21 protein-coding genes and 1 pseudogene are annotated in these 21166 nt (G+C 41.2%); 14 read left to right on the top strand and 8 right to left on the bottom strand.

Going from position 1 to position 21166, the window contains the following annotated elements; genetic code table 11:
- Positions 1-273: 273 nt before the first annotated feature.
- Positions 274-696, bottom strand: a complete 423-nt coding sequence (locus QZ135_RS18615) for a DUF2867 domain-containing protein (protein WP_294612754.1) — start codon at positions 694-696, stop codon at positions 274-276.
- Between the two features lie 133 nt (positions 697-829).
- On the opposite strand from QZ135_RS18615, the gene QZ135_RS18610 reads away from it, so the two are divergent.
- Positions 830-1264 (top strand): GNAT family N-acetyltransferase, encoded by a 435-nt coding sequence (locus tag QZ135_RS18610; protein ID WP_294612751.1) that lies wholly within the window; start codon positions 830-832, stop codon positions 1262-1264.
- A gap of 110 nt (positions 1265-1374) precedes the next feature.
- On the opposite strand, the gene QZ135_RS18605 is transcribed toward QZ135_RS18610, so the two are convergent.
- On the bottom strand, positions 1375-2235 hold the full coding sequence (locus tag QZ135_RS18605) for an AraC family transcriptional regulator (RefSeq protein ID WP_294612748.1): 861 nt from the start codon (positions 2233-2235) through the stop codon (positions 1375-1377).
- 186 nt (positions 2236-2421) lie between these two features.
- Here QZ135_RS18605 and QZ135_RS18600 point away from each other — a divergent pair, with 186 nt between their 5' ends.
- Positions 2422-3126 carry a TIGR02757 family protein gene (locus QZ135_RS18600; protein WP_294612745.1) on the top strand — a complete coding sequence of 235 codons (705 nt, stop codon included), beginning with the start codon at positions 2422-2424 and terminating at the stop codon, positions 3124-3126.
- Positions 3127-3159: 33 nt separating this feature from the next.
- Here QZ135_RS18600 and QZ135_RS18595 read toward each other — a convergent pair.
- Positions 3160-3597, bottom strand: a pseudogene (locus QZ135_RS18595) (lipocalin family protein); the annotation flags it as partial.
- A 242-nt stretch (positions 3598-3839) separates the two neighbouring features.
- Between QZ135_RS18595 and QZ135_RS18590 the strand changes: the two are divergent.
- The 4 genes from QZ135_RS18590 (at position 3840) to QZ135_RS18575 (ending at position 6968) form a co-directional block, all read left to right on the top strand.
- A complete protein-coding gene (locus QZ135_RS18590; protein WP_294612742.1) occupies positions 3840-4643 on the top strand; it encodes a helix-turn-helix domain-containing protein in 804 nt (267 codons plus the stop codon).
- A 96-nt stretch (positions 4644-4739) separates the two neighbouring features.
- Positions 4740-5117, top strand: coding sequence for a VOC family protein (locus QZ135_RS18585; RefSeq protein ID WP_294612739.1), 378 nt, complete (start codon positions 4740-4742; stop codon positions 5115-5117).
- A 57-nt stretch (positions 5118-5174) separates the two neighbouring features.
- Positions 5175-5450, top strand: coding sequence for a putative quinol monooxygenase (locus QZ135_RS18580; protein ID WP_044263411.1), 276 nt, complete (start codon positions 5175-5177; stop codon positions 5448-5450).
- Between the two features lie 186 nt (positions 5451-5636).
- The gene (locus QZ135_RS18575) at positions 5637-6968 is read left to right on the top strand and encodes an MATE family efflux transporter (protein WP_294612783.1); all 1332 of its coding nucleotides are present in this window, start codon (positions 5637-5639) and stop codon (positions 6966-6968) included.
- An 8-nt stretch (positions 6969-6976) separates the two neighbouring features.
- Here the strand turns inward: QZ135_RS18575 and QZ135_RS18570 are convergent, their stop codons facing one another.
- Positions 6977-7345, bottom strand: a complete 369-nt coding sequence (locus tag QZ135_RS18570; protein ID WP_294612736.1) for an MmcQ/YjbR family DNA-binding protein — start codon at positions 7343-7345, stop codon at positions 6977-6979.
- Positions 7346-7347: 2 nt separating this feature from the next.
- Entirely contained in the window at positions 7348-8064 is a 717-nt protein-coding gene (locus QZ135_RS18565; RefSeq protein WP_294612732.1) for a DNA alkylation repair protein, read from the bottom strand.
- 156 nt (positions 8065-8220) lie between these two features.
- Here QZ135_RS18565 and QZ135_RS18560 point away from each other — a divergent pair, with 156 nt between their 5' ends.
- From QZ135_RS18560 to QZ135_RS18545, 4 genes are all read left to right on the top strand, one after another.
- Positions 8221-8673, top strand: coding sequence for a cupin domain-containing protein (locus tag QZ135_RS18560; RefSeq protein WP_294612728.1), 453 nt, complete (start codon positions 8221-8223; stop codon positions 8671-8673).
- Between the two features lie 7 nt (positions 8674-8680).
- Positions 8681-9442, top strand: coding sequence for a DUF5131 family protein (locus QZ135_RS18555; protein WP_294612725.1), 762 nt, complete (start codon positions 8681-8683; stop codon positions 9440-9442).
- Positions 9443-9532: 90 nt separating this feature from the next.
- The gene (msrB, locus tag QZ135_RS18550) at positions 9533-10591 is read left to right on the top strand and encodes a peptide-methionine (R)-S-oxide reductase MsrB (RefSeq protein ID WP_294612722.1); all 1059 of its coding nucleotides are present in this window, start codon (positions 9533-9535) and stop codon (positions 10589-10591) included.
- A 47-nt stretch (positions 10592-10638) separates the two neighbouring features.
- A complete protein-coding gene (locus tag QZ135_RS18545; RefSeq protein ID WP_294612719.1) occupies positions 10639-11415 on the top strand; it encodes a GNAT family N-acetyltransferase in 777 nt (258 codons plus the stop codon).
- A gap of 93 nt (positions 11416-11508) precedes the next feature.
- On the opposite strand, the gene QZ135_RS18540 is transcribed toward QZ135_RS18545, so the two are convergent.
- Together QZ135_RS18540 and QZ135_RS18535 are read right to left on the bottom strand one after the other, a co-directional pair.
- Entirely contained in the window at positions 11509-11946 is a 438-nt protein-coding gene (locus tag QZ135_RS18540) for a PepSY-like domain-containing protein (protein ID WP_294612716.1), read from the bottom strand.
- 116 nt (positions 11947-12062) lie between these two features.
- On the bottom strand, positions 12063-14147 hold the full coding sequence (locus QZ135_RS18535) for a UvrD-helicase domain-containing protein (RefSeq protein ID WP_294612713.1): 2085 nt from the start codon (positions 14145-14147) through the stop codon (positions 12063-12065).
- A gap of 135 nt (positions 14148-14282) precedes the next feature.
- Here QZ135_RS18535 and QZ135_RS18530 point away from each other — a divergent pair, with 135 nt between their 5' ends.
- Entirely contained in the window at positions 14283-14867 is a 585-nt protein-coding gene (locus QZ135_RS18530; protein ID WP_294612710.1) for a nucleotidyltransferase domain-containing protein, read from the top strand.
- A gap of 26 nt (positions 14868-14893) precedes the next feature.
- Here the strand turns inward: QZ135_RS18530 and QZ135_RS18525 are convergent, their stop codons facing one another.
- Positions 14894-15661, bottom strand: coding sequence for a LuxR C-terminal-related transcriptional regulator (locus QZ135_RS18525; protein WP_294612707.1), 768 nt, complete (start codon positions 15659-15661; stop codon positions 14894-14896).
- A gap of 370 nt (positions 15662-16031) precedes the next feature.
- On the opposite strand from QZ135_RS18525, the gene QZ135_RS18520 reads away from it, so the two are divergent.
- From QZ135_RS18520 to QZ135_RS18510, 3 genes are all read left to right on the top strand, one after another.
- Positions 16032-17342: an MATE family efflux transporter gene (locus tag QZ135_RS18520; RefSeq protein ID WP_294612705.1), complete on the top strand. Its 1311-nt coding sequence runs from the start codon at positions 16032-16034 to the stop codon at positions 17340-17342.
- 624 nt (positions 17343-17966) lie between these two features.
- Positions 17967-19844: an AAA family ATPase gene (locus QZ135_RS18515; RefSeq protein WP_117867260.1), complete on the top strand. Its 1878-nt coding sequence runs from the start codon at positions 17967-17969 to the stop codon at positions 19842-19844.
- Positions 19822-20802, top strand: a complete 981-nt coding sequence (locus tag QZ135_RS18510; RefSeq protein ID WP_117867261.1) for a hypothetical protein — start codon at positions 19822-19824, stop codon at positions 20800-20802. Before QZ135_RS18515 ends, QZ135_RS18510 begins: the two co-directional genes overlap by 23 nt.
- Positions 20803-21166: the final 364 nt, after the last annotated feature.

Raw genomic sequence — 21166 nt, 5'->3', positions numbered from 1 at the left:
TACAAGTTGACAAGGGAACAAGGTTCCTGCGGCATAGAAGCATTGCGCAGCCTCTTGTCCCCTTGTCAACTCGTTCCCTTGTCAACTGAATTTCCTTCCTTTCTATACCAGATTTGAATGAAATGATTTGCGGACTATCTGTCATTCTGAGCTTGTCGAAGAATCTCTTCCTCTGCTGTATAGCGCAGCCTTATGCTAAGAGAGTAGATCCTTCGACAAGCTCAGGATGACAGATAGCACAACTGAATCGCTTTTGCTCATTTCTGAGCGGTTTTAAATTATTTCCTTCACGACCCGCGGCACAATCATCTTGTGGAAAGGTTTGATAAAGAAGAAGTAAACCTTTCCTAACGCATTGTGATACTGAACCACTGTCGTCACGTCTATCAGGTTATTGCCTATTTTGGCAATGGAAACATAAAACAACAGATGCTTGTCGTCCTTCCTCATGATGGCTTCGTTCTCAGTGTCTTCTATTATATAATCTTCCGATGTCAGAATGTCTCCGCCTTCGATACCGAAAGGTTTCACCAGGATATTCCTGACTTTGTAAAGGAAACTAAGCCATGCCGGAGAGTGATTGAATATTTTCTTGATTACTTCTTTAGGAACAATCAGTTCCGCAGGTCTGCTGGCTTTGATGACGAATGTATCATGATAATCTGCCGGAAGGAATTTGTCGATAAGCTTTTCCATAATCAGAATAGAGGGGATTAGTTAAGATGTTCATTTCTGCAAATGTAGTGTTTCTGGGTGAAATAACTGGGATATTTGGGCAATCAATACATAAATTCAATATCTTTGTGATTTACCGTAAAATTAGATTCCTATGATAATTATCCGAAGATTAGAACTGCCTGAGTATGAGAATGCCGCAACACTTTCATTGGAAGTGTATCTTCAGTGTGGCAAGGACGATTTTGACGAACAGGGTCTGGAAAGTTTCAAAAGCTTTGTCAAAGATAGAGAAGTGGTGAATGGGCTGGTCATTTACGGTGCGTTCGATGGAGATAATCTGGTGGGAGTGCTGGCTACGAAGAACCACGGAGAACATATTTCTCTCTTCTTTATCAAGGAAGAATATCATCGGAAAGGCATAGGGCGGAAACTGTTTGACGCCCTTATTGCAGATAATCCCGTATCCGGAATGACGGTGAACTCATCTTCTTATGCTGTTCCTTTCTACAGGAGTCTGGGCTTTAGGGAAGTGAAGGAGCCGCAAGTGACGAATGGGTTGAGATATATACCGATGAAAAGAGAATAAGAAAACTGATTTTATTATCATTTCTTTCTGTCATCCTGAGCTTGTCGAAGGATCTCTTCTCTTGCGCCTATGAGGAGAGATACCCCGACTACACTCAGCCTGGCAGACTCTTATTCCACCGGAATATAAATCTCCGTCAACAACTCCTCCGGTTTCGTCTCGCACGGATTATTCAGATAGCGTTCTGCGCTCGATTCATCTCTCATTGTACATTCCATTTCAGGAATGAACTTACCGTAAATCGTGTCGTATACGCTTTGTAGATATTCATAAGATCCTTTGTAAGTAAACACTGCATAACGTCCGGCAGGCAATTGCTTGAAGCCGACATCACCTTTGGGAGTTACGGCTACAGGCATCACCATGCAAACATCGGTACGCAACTTGTCGGCAGGCGTCACTTTGGGATCATCGTGGTACATGCAATAAGGAGCCATGTCACCCATCGGCAGCTTTTCCTCCTTGATGAACTGGAACAAACGCATCCATGTGCCACCGTAATCATTCAGTTTATAATCTCCGAACAAGCGGATATAAATCACATTTCTGGCAGGCACTTCTCTTATTTCTTTCTTTAACTCTAAATCGGGTCTGATAATTGCTGGTTTCATAATTACAAAGTTTTTATTGTTACGATACTCATTAGGTGAAATTCCATAGAACTGCTTGAATATTTTCGACAGTGACGATGGTGAGGAATATCCGATGCGATAAGCAATGTCCGCTATCGGCAAATCCGAATAGCGCAACAGGCGGGCGGCGGCTTCAGTTCGTGTCCGGACTATGAACGTCCCGATTGGCTCGCCCAGAAATGCTTTCATGATGCGGTGGAAGTAGAACGGAGAGAAATGAGAAATCTTGGCCAACGATTTCAAATCTATCTCTTCTCCAAGATGGAGATTGATGTAGTCTACCACTGCATTTACACACTTCTGATACTCTTCACGCGTTGTCTTCTTGCTATGTTCCATAGGTTCTTTATTGAATTTCACGATGCAAAAATAAGGGGAAATAGAATAGGGGACTTGTCCAAAGTTGCTATAAATTCAATATCTTTGAAAATAAGATAAGCGGCATCTCAGCATAACTTTTTCATGCAAGCATGAAAGTTCTGCATTCGATTTGCATTATCTTTGCGTCCTCCTGATTTTAAAGAAATGACCAAAGATATAAAAAAGAAACTACAAGAGTGGGCTGCGACCTATCATTGTGCCGATTTTATTCAGAATGACCCGGTACAGTTCCCTCATCGCTATACGCTGAAACAGGATATAGAAATCAGTGGTCTGCTGACCGCCATCATGAGTTTTGGCAACCGCAGGCAGATTTTGAAGAAGGCAGATGAATTGCATGCGTGCATGGGAGCGTCTCCTTATCAATATGTTCTTTCGCGTCGGTGGGAGAAGGATTTCCCTGTGGAAGAGCGGCGCAGTTTTTACCGGATGCTTTCGTATGCGGACTTCCACTCTTATTTTGAACGCTTGCATACGGCTTATTCGGGTTATGACAGTCTGGAAGATGCATTGCAGGTATATCCGGGAAAGCCGATGGAGAAGCTTTGCCGGTTTCTGGAAGTTTCGTACAAAAGTCCGCAGAAGAAGCTGAATATGTTCCTGCGCTGGATGATACGGAAAGGACCGGAAGTTGATTTCGGTATTTGGGAAAGTTTTGATTGCCGGGAATTGATTATTCCTTTGGATACACACGTCTGCCGTGTAGCCCGCTTGCTGGAACTGACCGAAACGGAAACTTTTTCTCTGAAAAACGCACAAAGGATAACTGCCGCATTGGCGGAAGTATTTCCGGATGATCCCTGTTTCGGAGACTTCGCTTTGTTCGGGTATGGGGTGAATAATAAATAGTTTTTTGTTCAAGAATTAACCTTGGATTTGATATCAACTGAAAATCAGTTTTTTTGTATCGTATCCATATTGGGTAGCTGTGTTGAGAAGTTGTTCTTTTACATTTTCCGATAGTTGTTTCTCACGACACAATATCCACAGATACTTATCGTTACTGCTGCCTACTAATGCATAACTATAATTTTCTTTATCCAGTTCCAATATGTAATAGTCGGAATAGAACCACAGAAAAAAGGAAACCTTCAATTTGCCCGGTTGCTGCGGATCTGGCAATTTGGCATGTCCGGTTGCTTTCTTGCGCACCCCGTTCAGGTAACCTGCATTTTCTACTTTGATACTTCCGTCGGATTGCAAAGTATAAGTTGCGGTGACATCTGTCATATCTTTCTCGAAATGATTTTCGTAACGGGCAATTTCATGCCATGTACCCATATAACGGGGAATATCCACTTCCTTCACGGTATGTCTGGTGATTGTTCTCATATCTTTTAGGCTTTAATTTATAACGTCTCCTATGTCGTGTTTGTTCTTGGCATTTTATTTCGTTGATATTTTCAGCCGTTTGCTTACTTTCAACTGCAAAGTTTGCAGTTGGCGATACTCTATTTTACTGCAAGCGGGCAGATTCTATAAATAATGTCCCTTTTTTACTATTCCCCCTAAAACCCTTTGTCTACCTTTGCCGCAATAATCAAATCCCGTATATTTGCACTATGCAAACTTTCCGTATCGTAAAACCTGCTCCTGCATTGTCTCCCTATATCCGTTATTACTGGATATTGCGGGATGATGCCGCTTTGCCGGTGTCGGAACGTACCTTGCCTGTCGGCTGCGTGCAACTGGTGTTTCATAAAGGCAAACGCTTGATGTGCCTGCAAGATTCGCAGTTGCAGCCGCAATCCTTTATTAGCGGACAAACTTTCGGTTTCTCCGATGTCGTGTCGACAGGAGTTATAGAAATGATAGCGGTCGTCTTTCAGCCCTATGCGGCAAAAGTCTTTCTGCAAATGCCCCTGCATCTTTTCAACGGGCAGAATGTTTCCACGGACGAAGTGGAAGACAGGGAACTTTCCGATTTATCCTGCCGGATAACAGATACTCCAGATAACGACCAGTGTATCCGGCTGATTGAACAATTCTTTTTCCGTCGCCTGGCTTCCGGTTCCGAATATAACCTGAAACGATTATCGACAGTTCTGGACGAAATCAATCTTCATCCGCAGGTAAACACCTTGCAACTTTCCGATGTAGCTTGTCTCAGCACCAAGCAGTTCGGGCGTGTCTTTACCGATTATATCGGTACTACCCCAAAAGAATTTCTCCGCATCGTGCGTATGCAGCGTGCCTTATACGTCCTGCAACAAAACCCCGGTTTACCTTTTGCACAAGTGGCTTATGAATGCGGCTTCTCCGACCAGTCGCACATGATTAAGGAGTTTAAACTCTTCTCCGGTTACACTCCTGCGGAATACCTGTCCGTATGCGCTCCCGTTTCCGATTATTTCTCCACTCTCTAAAGATGTCCGTTTTCTTCTATGGAGGTTTCCCATCTTGCCCTACTTTTGCAATGTCTTTGCAAAGGCATAGTAATAACCCCTAAAAAAGAAACCAAAATGAAAAAGTTGATTGCATTTTTTGAGATTCCGGCTACTGACTTCCATCGGGCTGTAGATTTTTATGAGACCGTGCTGAACATGAAACTTCCGGTCTTTGAGTGTGAACAGGAGAAGATGGCATGCTTCACCGAAGACGGTGAGACTGTAGGAGCCATCTCACAATCTTTTGACCTCCTGCCTGATTTTCTCCCTTCTGAGAAAGGTGTACTTATCCATTTCAATACGGATAACATAGCAACTACTCTTGAACGTGTGTTGCAGAAGGGCGGGAAAGTGCTCATTCCCTGCACGAAGATAGAAGCCGACGGCAAAGGCTATTTTGCAGTATTTGTCGATTCGGAAGGCAACCGCATCGGTATTTATGCAGACAAGTGAATCAGAGTTCCGACTTTTCTGTTTACATTTGCAGCGTACTTTTAAAATTCTACAAATATGATTAGACTGAATGTTTTTATTCAAGTAAACGAAAGTAACCGTGCTGCAGTGTTGGAAGCTGCAAAAGAGTTGGTAGCATCTTCTTTGAAAGACAAAGGCTGCATTGCTTATGATGTTTTTGAAAGCGCTACCCGTAATGATGTCCTGATGATTTGCGAAACATGGCAGGATGCAGAATCGTTATCTGCCCATGAGAAAGCGGAACATTTTGTGACGTTGGTTCCCAAAATACAGGGATTGGCTTCCATGAAGCTCGAAAAGTTTGATTTCTGATATCAACAGAGGATATGCTCCACAAGGGTATATCCTCTGAACTTTTTGCCACCATGCTGGCAAACTTTTGCCAATGCGGTGGCAAACTTTTGCCAATACGATGGCAAGGTCTTGCCAATGCGATGGCAATAACTTGCCACTACGGTGGCAAAACTAACGGAAAAAGACAGGTCATAATCCGCTCTTATATATATGAATTTCAGCTATAAGCGAATTTGGTTAATTGCGTATCCCATTCTCATCAGCTTGCTGATGGAACACATGATAAATGTTACGGATACGGCATTCTTAGGTCATGTAGGCGAAGTGGAGCTGGGAGCATCTGCATTGGCGGGTGTGCTCTATATGGCTATTTATATGCTTGGGTTTGGATTTAGCATTGGGGTTCAGATATTGATAGCGCGTAGAAATGGTGAACAGAAGTATGGTGAAATTGGCGGAATATTCATGCAAGGTGCCTTTTTCCTGCTGGCATTGGCCACTGTCATGTTTTTCTTGTGCGACTATATCACAACTCATATTCTCGGCCGACTGATATCTTCCGATCAGGTTTATGCTGCCGCAGCTTCTTATCTGGAGTGGAGAAGATACGGGCTTTTCTTCTCTTTTATTGCTATTCTGTTTCGCGCTTTCTACATCGGTATTACTGAAACACGCACGCTGACGCTTAACTCTGTCGTAATGGTGCTCAGTAACGTTGTTTTCAATTATATTCTTATATTCGGAAAGTTCGGTTTTCCGGCATTAGGCATTGCGGGGGCGGCTATCGGTTCATCGCTGGCTGAACTGGTGTCTTTGCTGTTTTACGTAGTATATACTTTGCTGCAGGTAGATAAAAAGAAGTATGCTTTGTTCCAGCGGTTCGCTTTCCGCTTGTCGGAGTTCAAGCGGATTTGGAGTATTTCTTGTTGGACGATGCTTCAATCCATACTATTCCCATCGCAATGGTTTCTGTTTTTCATTGCTATAGAGCATTTGGGTGAGCGTTCTCTGGCGATAGCCAATATCATGCGCAGCATCAACACTTGCTTCTTTATGGTGATTTTTGCATTTGCTGATACGGCCAGCTCTATGGTCAGTAATCTCTTGGGAAGTGGCAAAGATAAAAGTGAAATCCGGCTTGCATGCAGGCGGGCGATAAAGCTGACTTATCTGATTGGAATCCCGTTCTTGCTGCTATCCGCTTTATTTCCATCTGCCCTGTTGCAGATTTATACGAACAATGAGGAACTGGTGCAGGCAGCTTTGCCGACCACTTACGTCATGTTGGTGGGATATTTCCTTTCGGCCCCCGGCTTAGTTCTGTTCAATGCGGTTTCAGGAACAGGAAACACGAATCAGTCCATGAGAATCATGTTGATGACGATTGCTATCTATGTTGTTTATGTCGTCATCATGGTTATGTACTTCAAGGTAGATGTGGCTATAGCTTGGACCAGCGAGTATATTTATGGAGGTATGCTGTTGCTTCTTTCCTATTTCTATTTGAAGAATCGGGATTGGAATAAATGTATCTGATTTTTACATTATCTTAATGTGGCACGATATTCTTCCTGTTTCTTCTTAGGCAATTTCTTAACCACCTCTTCTATGGAATGATTGATTAATTCCTTTATAAGACTGTCCGGCACATCACTTTCCAGATAGATGGTAATCCAGTATTTCTTATCGGAGTAGGGGCCGAATGTAATGCCGCTATACTGCTCCATCAGTTCTGTTGATTTGGTAGTGTCACATTTCGTATCCGCCCAGAAATGCCCCTCTTTAGGATTCAACGGAGCAAAGGTAAACATCTTATCCATAATTTTATAGACAAGTGTATGCTCGTCAAAGGGGAAACTCTCTGTTACTCCCTTGATACTTAAACAATATTCCCGGTATTCTTCAATATTCATACTTACTCCTTTTTCATTGCTTCTTTCCTCAACTCCTGCGGCATTTTCTCAATAGCATACCTCAGTGCCGTCCGTGGCATGGTTGCCTTATGGCTGACTACAAAATCGAAGACCTCTTTCTGATAAGCCTCACTTGCTGCTTTCAGCATCCAGCCGTAACCTTTCTGTACCAGGTCATCCTTGTCGTGAAGCAGGGTGGTTGCTATTTGGAGAATATCATCGAAGAATAATCCTTTGCGTGCAGGAATGATCAGCGTGACGGCAGCACCACGCCTTACCCAACGATTATCGGATGTTGCCCACTCTTTTAACTCAGAAATGTACCCGGGATACATTTCAACGAACGTACCGATGGTGTGGTTGCACAACGTATCGCAGGATGCCCAATTATCTACATACTTCTGCAACCAGTGGCTGAAGATTCCGAAATCTTCCGGCGTGTATTGTTTCCGCAGAGCATACGCCCATTCGCAAGCAATTACATTCTCTTCCAGATAGCCGGACTGCCACAACTCTTCACAATATTCAAATACGGCAGTTTTCGGCAAATCTTTGATTTCCTTGAAAGACTCTTTGGCTATCTTTCCTACAGCATACATTCTCACGCCATATACAGGAACGCTTTCACCTTCCTTGAAGAAGTTACCTGAATTTTTTAGTGTCTTTTCATCTACGCTGTCCCGGAGGCATTGCCTCACTTGCCCGATAATGGATTCCATATTATTCTATCTTTAATTCTACACGGATATTCGGTTTCAAAAATACGATTTCTTTCCGTGTGTGCATGTAAAAGTTACATAAAAATGAATCTGAATTCAATAGGGAATGAGGTTAATACATAACTTTGTGATATTATTTATGAGAAAAAGACAATTATGGAAACTACAAAGATTATATCGGAAAACAAGAATTATACAGCAGTCAATATCGGTAGTTTGAATGAACTGATGCAGCATACGTTGGTGCATCCTGTGAGCGGACAAATCATTGAAGGCAAAGCCTTCTTGAAAGAACCTACCCGGGCTACAGGCACGGAAATATCTTTCAACAGCCTTCCGCCACACACCGATTTATCCTATTTCCATGTGCACGAGCAGAATGAGGAGACCTACATCATATTGCGAGGCTCCGGTTACTTTCAGGTAGATGAAGACTGTTTCCCCATATCCGAAGGAAGCGTTATCCGTGTTGCACCAAAAGGAATACGGGGAATGTCCAATGCTTCGGATGGAGAGATGGTGTACATCGTCATCCAGTCGCAGGAGAATTCACTGAAGCAATATTCTACTGCCGACGGAATGCGGGTGGAACATCAGAAGAAATGGTAATAAGCAGATGCTAAGAACAGGCGTAAAGTCATCCATGTGGAACCCTTGGCATGGATGCCACAAGTTGAGTGCCGGCTGCCGGCATTGCTATGTCTATCGTACGGACGGTAAATATGGCAAAGACAGTTCCGTTGTGACGAAGACAGAGAAGTTCGACCTGCCTTTGCAGCAGAAAAAGAATAAGACCTATAAGATACCTTCGGGTAATATGGTCTATACCTGTTTCACTTCTGATTTTCTGGTGGAGGATGCCGACGAGTGGCGTCCCGAAGCGTGGGAGATGATGCGGACGCGGCAAGACCTTCACTTCTTGTTCATCACAAAACGTATAGACCGATTGAATGCCTGCCTACCCACCGATTGGGGCGATGGCTATGACAACGTCACCATCTGCTGCACCATGGAGAACCAGGACCGGGTTGACTACCGCCTGCCCATCTACAAGGCAGCCCCCATCAAGCATAAGATTATCATCTGCGAACCTCTTCTCAGCCGGATAGATTTCAGAGGTGAGCTGGTGGGCGAATGGGTAGAGCAAGTAGTGGCAGGAGGAGAATCGGGCAGAGAAGTGCGTGTGTGCGATTATGACTGGGTGCTGGATATCCGTCGGCAATGTATGGAAGCCCGCGTCGGTTTCTGGTTTAAGCAGACAGGCTCTTATCTACTGAAGGCAGGGCAAACCTTTAAGATAGCCCGCCAGTTTCAGCATTCACAGGCGCGGAAGGCAGATATTAATTATGAACCTATAACTGCCGCCTCTCAACTATAATACCGTTTTTATTGTTATAATTACATTATTCTTATTGTAAGTAACCGATGTGCTTACAATAATAACAATAGCAGGGGAGGAGAGTAAAGTATGAAACCAATAATATTCGCTTTTATATTGTTAATAAGTTGCTTCGCTTGTGCCAAAAACCGGACAGAGCAGGCAGAAAGGAGAAAAGATATGAAGTCAACCAAAGAAATTTATCTGGCAGGAGGATGCTTTTGGGGAACCGAACATTTCCTGAAACTGATTGAAGGTGTGGAAGCTACGCAAGTAGGCTATGCTAATGGAAATATAGCCAATCCAACCTATAAACAGGTGTGCACCGGAACCACGGATTTTGCAGAAACCGTAAAGGTGCAGTACGATCCGGCAAAAGTGAATTTGCCTTTCCTTATAGACCTTTATTTCAAAACGATAGATCCTACCAGTGTGAACCGTCAGGGCAATGATCGTGGCACCCAGTATCGCACTGGCATTTATTATACCGACCCGGCAGATTTACCGCTCATTCAGGAAACTGTCAACCGCCTGGCTGCGGCTTATACCCGTCCTCTGGCAGTGGAAATCAAGCCTTTGGAAAACTACTATCCGGCAGAAGATTACCACCAGGATTATTTAGATAAGAATCCGGGAGGATATTGCCATATCCATCCGGAGTTATTCGAACTGGCGCGTAAAGCAAAGATACCGAAGAAGCCTGCGGCAGTTTATCGCAAACCGGATGATGCCGCTTTGCGTTCGCAGCTTACAGCAGAACAATACGCCGTGACTCAAAAAAATGCAACCGAACCTGCTTTCCATAATCCTTATTGGAATGAACATCGTCCCGGCATTTATGTAGATGTGACTACAGGCGAGCCTTTGTTTGTCTCTACCGATAAGTTTGATTCCGGTTGTGGCTGGCCCAGCTTTTCAAAGCCTATCGACCGCAAACTCATTCAGGAGAAAGTGGATACCTCTCACGGTATGGTGCGCACGGAAGTTCGCAGTTCTATGGGTGACGCCCATTTAGGTCATGTTTTTACAGACGGCCCGGCAGATAAAGGCGGTTTGCGCTATTGTATTAACAGTGCTTCCCTGCGGTTCATTCCCAAGGATAAGATGCAGGCGGAAGGATACGGAGATTACATTGATTTAGTGAAGTAATTTTTCTGTATCAGGAAAACTTTCGTATCTTTAGCAAAAATGGAACTATGATTGATTTTAAAAATGTGCCGTTGGCATCACTCCATGATTTGCGGGAGCAATATTTCGTTTCTTTGCGTTATCCGCAAGAGTTACATTGCGAGTGGCTTGTTGCAAAAGGAACCTGTTTCGTCATTGAAACGGAGGGAGAAAGGGTGGGACATTTCATTTGTTCGGAAGAAGGGCAATTGGTTGAATTCTATCTGCCTGACAAGCTGTTTGCCCGAAAAGAAGAAATCTTCGGAAAGATGTTGGAAGAGTTTCAGATAAAAAGTGCTTTCTGTAAGTCCTTCGATGATTTGTTTATGACTTGTTGCCACACATTCTGCCGGTCCTGTGAAATAGGTGGTATTCTGTTTCGCTTCTTCACAGATGAAATTGTGATGCCTTTGCCGGATGGTGTAACCGTTCGTAAAGCAAAAGAAATTGATATTCCGTTGTTGCTGACTCATGACAGCGATTTGTACGAATCTCCCGAAGAGTTGAATTATACCGTTTCAAACCGTATGATACTGATGTATGAGAAGGATGGAGCACTCATAGGCTGCGGTTATCTTATCCGGGTACTTCCTGATAAGGACATTTTTGATGTAGGTATGTGGGTGAATCCGGCATTTCGCAGGCAGGGGTATGCCGTGATGATTATTTCTCATCTGAAAGAGACGTGCCTGAAAGCTGGATATATGCCTGTTGCCGGTTGTGCTGCCGATAATGTGGCTTCACGCAGAACGTTGGAACAGTGTGGATTTATGACGAAACATTGTGCTGTTGTATTTGAGTTTTGAAACAGCTTGAATATTTAATATAAATTATTGCTATTTAGTTTCGTTACCGCTGTAACAGCTACAGCGGTAACGAAATTGAAATATATCTTTGTTTTAGTCGTCAATATCAATCACCCTCATCTTTGAATCGAATGTAATCTCCAGACGATTGGATAGTCTGATTTCATACTCTTTCTTGTCAAGCTCAATTTGTAGAATTCTTGCATCCGGATAGTTCTCTTTTACATAATTACGGATGGCTTCCGGGATAATCTGGGCAGGAACTTCACTTTGGCGGCATTTCACTTCTTTCCATTCTCCTGTTTTATCAAACTCTATTTCTTCGCCGTTGGTGAAGACCACATCGTAACTCTTATAGAACATTCCGCTTTCTTCTTTTGCCAATGCCACCTTATGGTCTTTGAAATAAGTGTTGATAAACGTCTGTGCTTTTGCAGGAAGTTGATTTACCTGGATGGGTTTATCATTGTCCGCCATAACCATTGTGTGCATTGTGAACATACATACTAATAACAAAACTAACTTTTTCATATTCTTCTTTTTTTATAATTAATACTTTGGTTTATTATGATATTGCAAATGTAGAGGGAGAATCTGGAAAGAATCTGGAATACTTTTATTTTTGCTATTAAATCGTCATTTTCTGATTATAATCCTACTATAAACTCACTTTTTCCTCCGCAATAAGTCAGTGTTAGCCTGTGCATCGCCCTTGTTAATGCCACATAAAGCATACTTTTATCAATCATCGAATTATAATTCCCGGCATCAACCTGAGGAACAATTACCTCATCAAATTCCAGTCCCTTAGCCATGTGGGATGAAGTGACAATGATACCTTTCACAAAAGCGGAGCTTTGGCTCGATAGGAAATATACATCCTGCCCATGCACCTGAAGCTTTGTGGCAAGTTCCTGTGCTTGCGCCTCTGTTTTACATACTATCCCCAGTGATTTATAATTTGACTTTCTGAAGATAGATACTAAATCTATAATGCCGGAAAACTCATCTTCCATATTCCCGAATGATAGAATCTGAGGTTGTTCCCCATGTCGTACAACGGCTTCAAGTTCATTATTGACCTGAATCTTTTGCGCAAAGCCTGTAATTTCAATTGTAGAGCGATAACTTTTGCATAGCTTCATAATTTCTCCCGTGCCGAATGACTTCCGGATCATATCTGCCGTTGACGAACCATAAGGATTGACCGATTGGGAGGCATCTCCGAGAATCGTTTTACGGCAGGTATAAAGTTTCTGAATAACTTTATACTGAATAGGAGAATAATCCTGCATTTCATCTATCAAAAGATGCTTGACGCCCGACTGTACGATATTTCCATCCAATGCTATGCGCAAATATGCCAGTGGAGCTAAGTCGGCATACTCCAATGTCCGGTTTTTGCGTAGTTTGAATAGTTGGGGCCTGCCCACCCATTCAAAGAAGTCTTTATAGATTTGAATATCATTATTGCCTGCGAACATATTCTTTATTTCCTTCTTCAACAAGTTTTTCACCGCAGTGGTAACCGTGAAGTAATATTTCACTGTCAGCATATCCAGAATATACTCTGTCATGGTTTCAAACCGTTGCCGCATAGGATAACGGTTGAAACGCCTGAATTGTTCGTCGATGAATTCGGACGGAATCGTGATATGCTTGGTGAGTTTTACGTCTGCCGCTTTAAAGTAGTTATTCTCCATATAAAGAATGAACTTGTCGAGCTGTGAAATGAACTCAAATGAAGATTTGTATCTGATGCGCCCGATAAAATCATGATTAGGCTTTTCGAGTAACTCTGTCACCTGCCCGAAGAAATTCTGGTATTTGTATTTATCATCGAGTACCTTCGAGAGAATCTGTTCCATACTAATCTCCGGCACACTCTCCTCGCCAAGTTCGGGAAGTACGTTCGATATGTAATCGGCAAAGACTTTATTGGGAGAGATAATCAGTATATCTTTTGAAGAAATCGTCCCTTTCAGCGTGTAAAGCAGGTAAGCGATGCGATGCAGGGCAATAGACGTCTTTCCGGAACCTGCCACTCCTTGTATGATAAGCGCGTGTGCATCTTCGTTACGGATAATCCGGTTCTGTTCCCGCTGAATAGTGGTGACGATATTCTTCATCTTGTCATCCGAATTGCTACTGAGTTCCTTTTGCAGAATATCATCGTGGACGGTCAGCGAACTTTCGATCATATACTCCATCTTGCCGTTACGGATGCGATATTGGCGTTTGAGTGAAATCTCTCCATTCACTTCGCCTGTCGGTGATGAATAACTTGCTTTTCCCAATTCATGGTCGTAGAACATCCCCGATATAGGCGCCCTCCAGTCATAAATCAGATTCATCTTGTTTTTGGTGTCATAAAAAGTATGTATTCCTATATAAACAGGCATCGTTCTGCTTTCATCTTTCTGCTTCTTGAAACCAATCTGCTCCCTGAAATCAATTCTTCCGAAATAGGGAATATCCAATATTCTGCCCAAGCGATTGCGCTTATGAATGACGCTTTCGCCCAGTGCATAGTGGTTCAGTATACTTTCGCGCATAGAGCGTATCTCATGCGGATCAATATCTTTATTGGACCAGATGTAATCTTTGTACTCCTGCAAAGTCTCCACGTGTTCTTTCACCGAGCTGTCGGTATGGTTGATTGTATCATGAATGATGCCAATTACTCGTTGTAAATACTCTTTCTCTTGTTCTTCTGTTTGATTGAATGTCATAAGGCCCTGTTTTTAGAATAAAAGTTCAGAAAGGGTGGCAAAGTTAGTCCGGTTTATTGAAGTATTAAATAGTTATTTATAGCTAAATATCCGTCCTTTTTTCTACTTTTGTGCACTCACTCGAAAAGACCGAAAATGAACATTCTTGATATTGCCGAATGGAACCAGCAGAGAGCCTGGAAAGTAATAGAAGACGCCCGTATCATTCCGATATGGGAGAGTATTGGTGCTGAAGTTAACCTGGTGGGTTCTTTGAAAACCGGGTTACTGATGAAGCATCTGGACATAGATTTTCATATTTATACTCCATCATTCAGCCTGTCCGACAGTTTTCAGGCAATGATGAAGCTTGGTGAAAATAAATCTATCAGGAAGATAGAACATGTGAATTTGCTGGATACTCCCCAAGCATGTCTGGAGTGGCATGCTTGGTACAGGGATGCACGGAATGAACTTTGGCAGATAGACATGATTCATATCCTGAAAGGTTCCCGCTATGACGGTTTTTTTGAGAAGTTTGCCGAACGCCTTACTGCGGTTCTGACGGATGAAACGCGGACAGTTATCCTAAAACTGAAAAACGAGACGCCCGAAACGGAAAAGATAATGGGGGTGGAGTATTATCAGGCGGTCATCCGCGATGGTGTGCGGAGCTATGACGAGTTCATGGAATGGAGAAGCCAACACCCGGTTACGGACATTGTGGAATGGATGCCGTGACAGGTTATCCCGGCTATCATAGCAACTTAATCCAATAATCCTGACGCTAACCCTGCATTGATGGCTTCGATGGAATTTTGCACTCCCAATTTGTGCAGCAGGTTCTGCCGATGGATGTTGACGGTATGAATGCTGATGCAGAGTTTATGGGCAATTTCCTTGCTCAGTAATCCCCTTTGGATAAGTTGCAAGACCTCCAGTTCGCGCTGGGTCAGACTGATAGGCGCAGGTGATGGCAGCGCAGGAGTAAACATTTCCCCGTTTTTAAGATTCAGTACGGTGCATTCCACCTGGTCGGACTCCTTCTGATTGGGGGCAATCTCCATATTGCCGAGTATGAGCCAGGCTTTCCCGTTGCGGCTTTGCTCTAAAACCTGTTGGCGGCTGATGACGCGCACATATTGCCTCCTGGCATTGAGCACCCGGAAACTATAAATATTGCAGTAATCATTCCTTTCTTCGATGGGCAAGCCATAGATAAACTTGCCCAACTCAACCTGCAACCGTTCCAGTTGGGCGGAGTCGTCCGGATGGAAGCGTGATTCCAGATAATCTCCCTGCCTTTCCAAAGTTGCTATCTTATGGCTGTCGTACCCCAGCAAATCGACAAAGTTGGTAGAGGCAAACGCATACCTGAGTTTATAGACATCGACCACAAAGGTGCAACTTCGGCTGATTGCGGACATTTGATGGAGCATTTGCTTGTCACGTTCCCATATCGTATAGTCGATGTGGGCAGCAGATAAATGTTGCTTGGCCCACATTTCTTCTCTTGTGGTATCGGTTGATTTCATTTGGTGAAGTAATTTCCTGCAAAAATAGGATAACCATTGATTTATCCGGTAAATGCATCTGCTTTTTTATTATTTTTCCTATATTTACCGCGTGATTAATAGATAAAAATCAGATTGTTCTAACGATGAAACATCAACTCTGTATATAGCTACGCTTCACGAATAGCACCTTCTCATATAAAGCTATTCAGCTATCGGACGGATTCACGCAATTCGTCGCAGAGGTTTTATATCCCGTTTTATTTATTCTTTTCCCTGGATGAGAGTACCCAAGTGATAGTCAATGTCAGCAACTGACGTAGGATGACTTCGCGAGTAAGGGTATCCATTCCTCGGATAAGTTTTATTCATCACTTATTAAAATTGAACAATGAATTATACATATAAGCAAATCTGGCTCATCAACTTTCCTGTGATGATGAGCATCCTGATGGAGCAGTTAATCAATATCACCGATGCTGTTTTTCTTGGACATGTGGGCGAAGTGGAATTAGGTGCCTCTGCCCTTGCAAGTGTCTATTATCTGGCTATCTATATGCTTGGATTTGGTTTCAGCCTGGGATTGCAGGTGATGATTGCCCGCAGAAACGGGGAACAGCAATATCAGGAAACTGGCCGGACGTTCTATCAGGGATTATTGTTCCTGAGTTGCTTAGCCATCGTTTTAAGTTTGGCATCCTATGCCTTATCCCCCGTTATTCTGAAATTTTTCATTCATTCACCTGAAATTTATCAGGCTGTGATTGATTATCTGGAATGGAGATGTTTCGGGCTGGTGTTCTCTTTTCCGTTTCTGGCGTTCCGCTCGTTCTTTGTCGGAATCACGAAAACGAGAGTGTTGTCGTGGGCTGCAATGATGGCAGTTCTCATTAATATACCTTGCAACTATCTGTTTATCTTTAGTCTTAATCTCGGCATATCAGGGGCGGCAATGGCTTCGTCACTGGCTGAGGCAGGTTCTTTGTTGATATTGGTGTGTTATACTTTTCAGAAGAAAGTGGACAAAGTTCATTTCGGATTGAAAGCTGTCTATGATGGAAAACTATTGGCGGCCCTCCTGCGACTGTCCGTGTGGAGCATGATGCAGGCTTTTATCAGTGTTGCCCCGTGGTTCCTGTTCTTTGTGGCAATAGAGCGTTTGGGAGAGGCGCAGTTGGCAGTATCCAATATCACCCGGAGTGTATCCACTGTTTTTTTTGTGATAGTAAATTCCTTTGCAGCAACAAGTGGTTCTTTGGTTAGTAACCTGATTGGTGCGGGAGAGGGAAGAAACCTGTTTCGGCTTTGTAATAAAGTGCTCAGATTAGGATATGCAGTAGGGATTCCTTTGATTGTTTTTGCCCTATTATTCAACCGACAGATTGTTGGATTTTACACAGACAATCTCCAATTAATCGAGTTTGCCCATTATCCCTTTATCATCATGTTGCTGAATTATGCATTTGCCCTGCCAGGATATGTGTATGTCAATGCGGTGACGGGAACAGGGGATACCCGGATGGCATTTGTATTCCAGGTTTCCACAATAGCCATTTATCTGGGCTATCTTTATTTGCTGAGTAACAGTTCCACTACTTCTTTGTCGGTCTATTTAACGGCTGAGTACCTGTTTGTGATATTGCTGGGTGTGCAATCTTATATCTACCTGAAGCAGAAACAATATAATTCAAGCGGATATTGAAGTGGAAATTCGTAAAAGGTGGTTAATGTATTGGTAGGGTAACTACCATTCGTCTACCCTCCGTTTCATATGAAAAAAACTCTTCAAGGATGAACCTGATTTTTACGAGCAGGAAGCTTTGAATAGGATGAATATGTTTTTCTTCTAGCTTTAGTCTGAATAAAATAAATCCCGATTTTATTAAAATAAATCGGGATTTTACCTTTTAAAGTGGTGCCACCAGGAATCGAACCTTTTACTTTGGTTTATTCTAATTCCTTGAATGACTGCACATTCTTGCTTTATCTTTTATGAAAGCCATTGAATTAGCCTTACACTAAATTCATTGCTTTTCTTTATCAATTCAATAATCATTATCTCTTTGACGCCGCAAAGATAAGCAAAAGGTTCGATTGCCGCAAATCTTTATTGATTTTTTTAAAGATGCAACATGAAATTTTGCTGTATATATTTATAATTTTATGAAATTTCGCTAGTTTTGTTGCAGGAAGACATGAAGGGTATAAAGTGATGTCGGTGCTTGTAATTTAATGAATTAAGCATTTATTGCAAATGACAAGACGAATCGTATCACAACATGTTGATTGTATAGCTCATTGCATAATTTGAATAACAAGAAAGTATATGAAAACATTTAAAATCATTGGTGTACGACCATTGAAAGGATGTAATAAACATGTAATAAAGAACTTAAAGTCTGATACTTTTTATACATTTTACAATAATTATGAATTTAAAGATGAGAAAGTGATAAAAAGTGAACAGCAAGTTCCGGATAATTTATATGCATCCAATATTAGTCTGCATGCTATTGTCGGAATGAACGGTAGTGGAAAAAGTACAATCGTAGAATTAATTATCCGGATTATAAATAATTTGTCTTTTTATATATTAGGGGAACAATCCGGAACATACGCTGCTGAGCCATTGGTTCCCGTAAGACGCTTGAATGCTGAATTGTATTATGAAAAGGACAATGTCATTTATAAAATTACAATTTCTAACGATAGCTTTTCATGGACAGATGAACGTGGCAATATAATGGGAAAAAATAGTGAGGATTTGCAATCTCTATTTTATACGATTGTCATCAATTACTCACATTATGCCTATAACTCACTGGAATATCAGTCTGAAATCATGGGTAGATATAAGAAAAAGTTTTGGATAGAAGCCCTTTTCCATAAAAATGACGGTTACAGAACGCCTATTGTTTTGAATCCTTTCAGAGAACGAGGTAATATTGATATCAATGTAGAAACAGAACTGGCAGAACAACGTTCCATAGCCTTTTTTTCTTATTTCAAGCTTTACCACTCTATTCGTTTTCATCCTGATTATGACATTAAATCTTTTGCAATCAAATTGGATAAAGATGGTGTATCGCAGAAAATCAAACATGCGATGAAAGACTATTATCCCTATTTGGCTGAAATAAAGGATATGAGCTGGGAAGATATGGAAAAATCAATCAAGGAGGCTTGGGTAAAAAGATTTTCGTTTCTTAACAAAAACAATGAATATTCAGAATATTGCTATCAATACCTTGTTTATAAAACAATGTCCATCCTTGTTAAATACTCCTTCTTCCAAGTCTATTTCAAGGACAATTCTAAAAAAGAAAACCCATTTGATGAAGTTGTGACTATGTTAATAAAGGATGAAAGTCATATAACATTGAAGATTCATCAGATTCTTTATTATTTGGATGACCCTTATTATCATGAAGGGAGATATTATTGGAGCGATTTGGAACCTTTCTTAAAGAAAAGGTCGGATTCATCTGTTCAGATAGATAAAATTATGTATTTGTTACCTCCACCAATCTTCAAGACCAGTTTTTATTTATCTTATAGAACAGATAAAGGACAACTTGGAGTTGTTAATATAACTGATTTGAGTTCGGGAGAAAGACAATTGGTTTACTCAATGAGTTCGATATTGTATCATGTACATAATATATATACCATAAGAAATGCTGAAAATCGAAAGCCATATAATTGTGTACAGATAATTCTGGAAGAGATAGAACAGTATTATCATCCTGAATACCAACGAATTTTAATAAGTACTTTAATAGACTATTTGAACAAGCTGAATATCGATAAAAATTTTAGGATAGACATATTGCTTGTTACTCATTCACCATTTGTGCTTAGTGATATTCCAATGGAAAATATTCTTTTTTTAGAACAAGGCAAGTCTGTCACGTCAGAAGTAAAAGAGAAACTGAAAGAATCTTTTGGAGCCAATATGTATGATCTTCTTCGTTTCAGTTTTTTCCTAAAGGAGAGTGCTATTGGAAAAGTGTCCTATGATATTATTAACCGTTTAATGAATAGGATTATGAATGATACTTCTTCTGATGTGTTCGGTTTCTATGAACAAACTCAAATCAATCATGGGAATCTTGATAAATATATCAAATTGGTTGGTGATACCTTTCTTAAAAATATTCTTGATAAAAAATTGGGAAATAATGTATCAACTGAAAATAACTAAAAAAACGGATAGCTTGGCATTGCAGCATTTCAATGACGTAAAAGAACGTTTATTGGCTGATATCCATCATTTTCTCTCGGGTAAGCATAGGATAATGAGGAAAGTGAAAATAGCTATTCATGGAGATAAGCCTAGCGAAGATTTATTGAGGCATTTGTCTAATGAGGAAAACTTGAAGGAGTTTATAGTATCTCATCCGGATAAATTAAGAGATATAATCTCACAACTGCATCCGGATGCTTTTGACCCTGAAAAGAAATTGAACCGTATCCTTTATCATATCTTCATTATTTTTGGATATGAAGATGATATATTTAATAAGGATGGTTTTTACCGACAAAGCCAAGTGGGAACCTGTCCTTATTGCAATATGGCAGATATCCATTATACTCCTGCAACAGCGTTGTCTCAGACAGAAAAAGGAGTATTGGATCATTTTTACCCCAAAGAAATTTACCCAATGTTGGGATTATCCTTTTACAATTTGATACCAAGCTGTCCTTCTTGTAACGATGTTCAGCATAAGAGTAATAAAGATGTTACATCAAATAAAGGGGATGCAAGCTTAACCTCAATGCGTATAATCAATCCATACGAGTATCAAGATAGGAATTTTTTCTTTGATTACAACTTAAAGTCCCACTGGGAAAATGCGGGAAACAGCGATGTGGATATATTAACAGCTGGAGATAAAGAGGTTGGTTATAATGCGTTGTTAAACCTGAATGGTCGATATAATACAATACAGAATCGGGAGACTGTAATTTCCATAATTCGAAAATTGAACAGGTATCCTGACACTTATTTTGATTATTTGAATATGTTACCCATACCAGCCAGTTTAATAAAAAAAGAATTTGATGATTGGGGATTTCATTTGAGAAGAGATGAGATTTATAAATATCCTTTCAATAAATTCAAATTGGATATATTGGAAAAAGCGAGGGCTAATATGTAACTAAAAGTATCTTTTTATCCTTAATTAATAAATTCACCCATTAAGAGCCTGTTTAAATTTTGTTATAAATATAGAATATAAAAAGGAAAAGAAGATATTTGTCTTCCAAGCATCCGCGTAGAAAAATGGATTTGGAGGGATAAGCAACAGGAGGGCTGCGTACTGTGTGATAAAGTTGTGCGGTTGGTCATTTTCAGAGGTAATGTAGCTTGTCGGTTCTATTGCCACATGTTATCTGACGACTTTTGATGACATCTGACGACTTTGTTTTTCTCATTCCAGGTATTAATCGGTTCTTTGTCTTGTGTAGTAACAGTGAGTCGGTTCATGAAAAATGTCATGCTATGAACATACAGGAAGCAAA

It is taken from the genome of uncultured Bacteroides sp. (assembly GCF_905207245.1).
Taxonomy (GTDB): Bacteria; Bacteroidota; Bacteroidia; order Bacteroidales; family Bacteroidaceae; genus Bacteroides.
The sequence above is the reverse complement of the archived record's forward strand: the minus strand, read 5'-3'. Positions and strand labels throughout refer to the sequence as shown.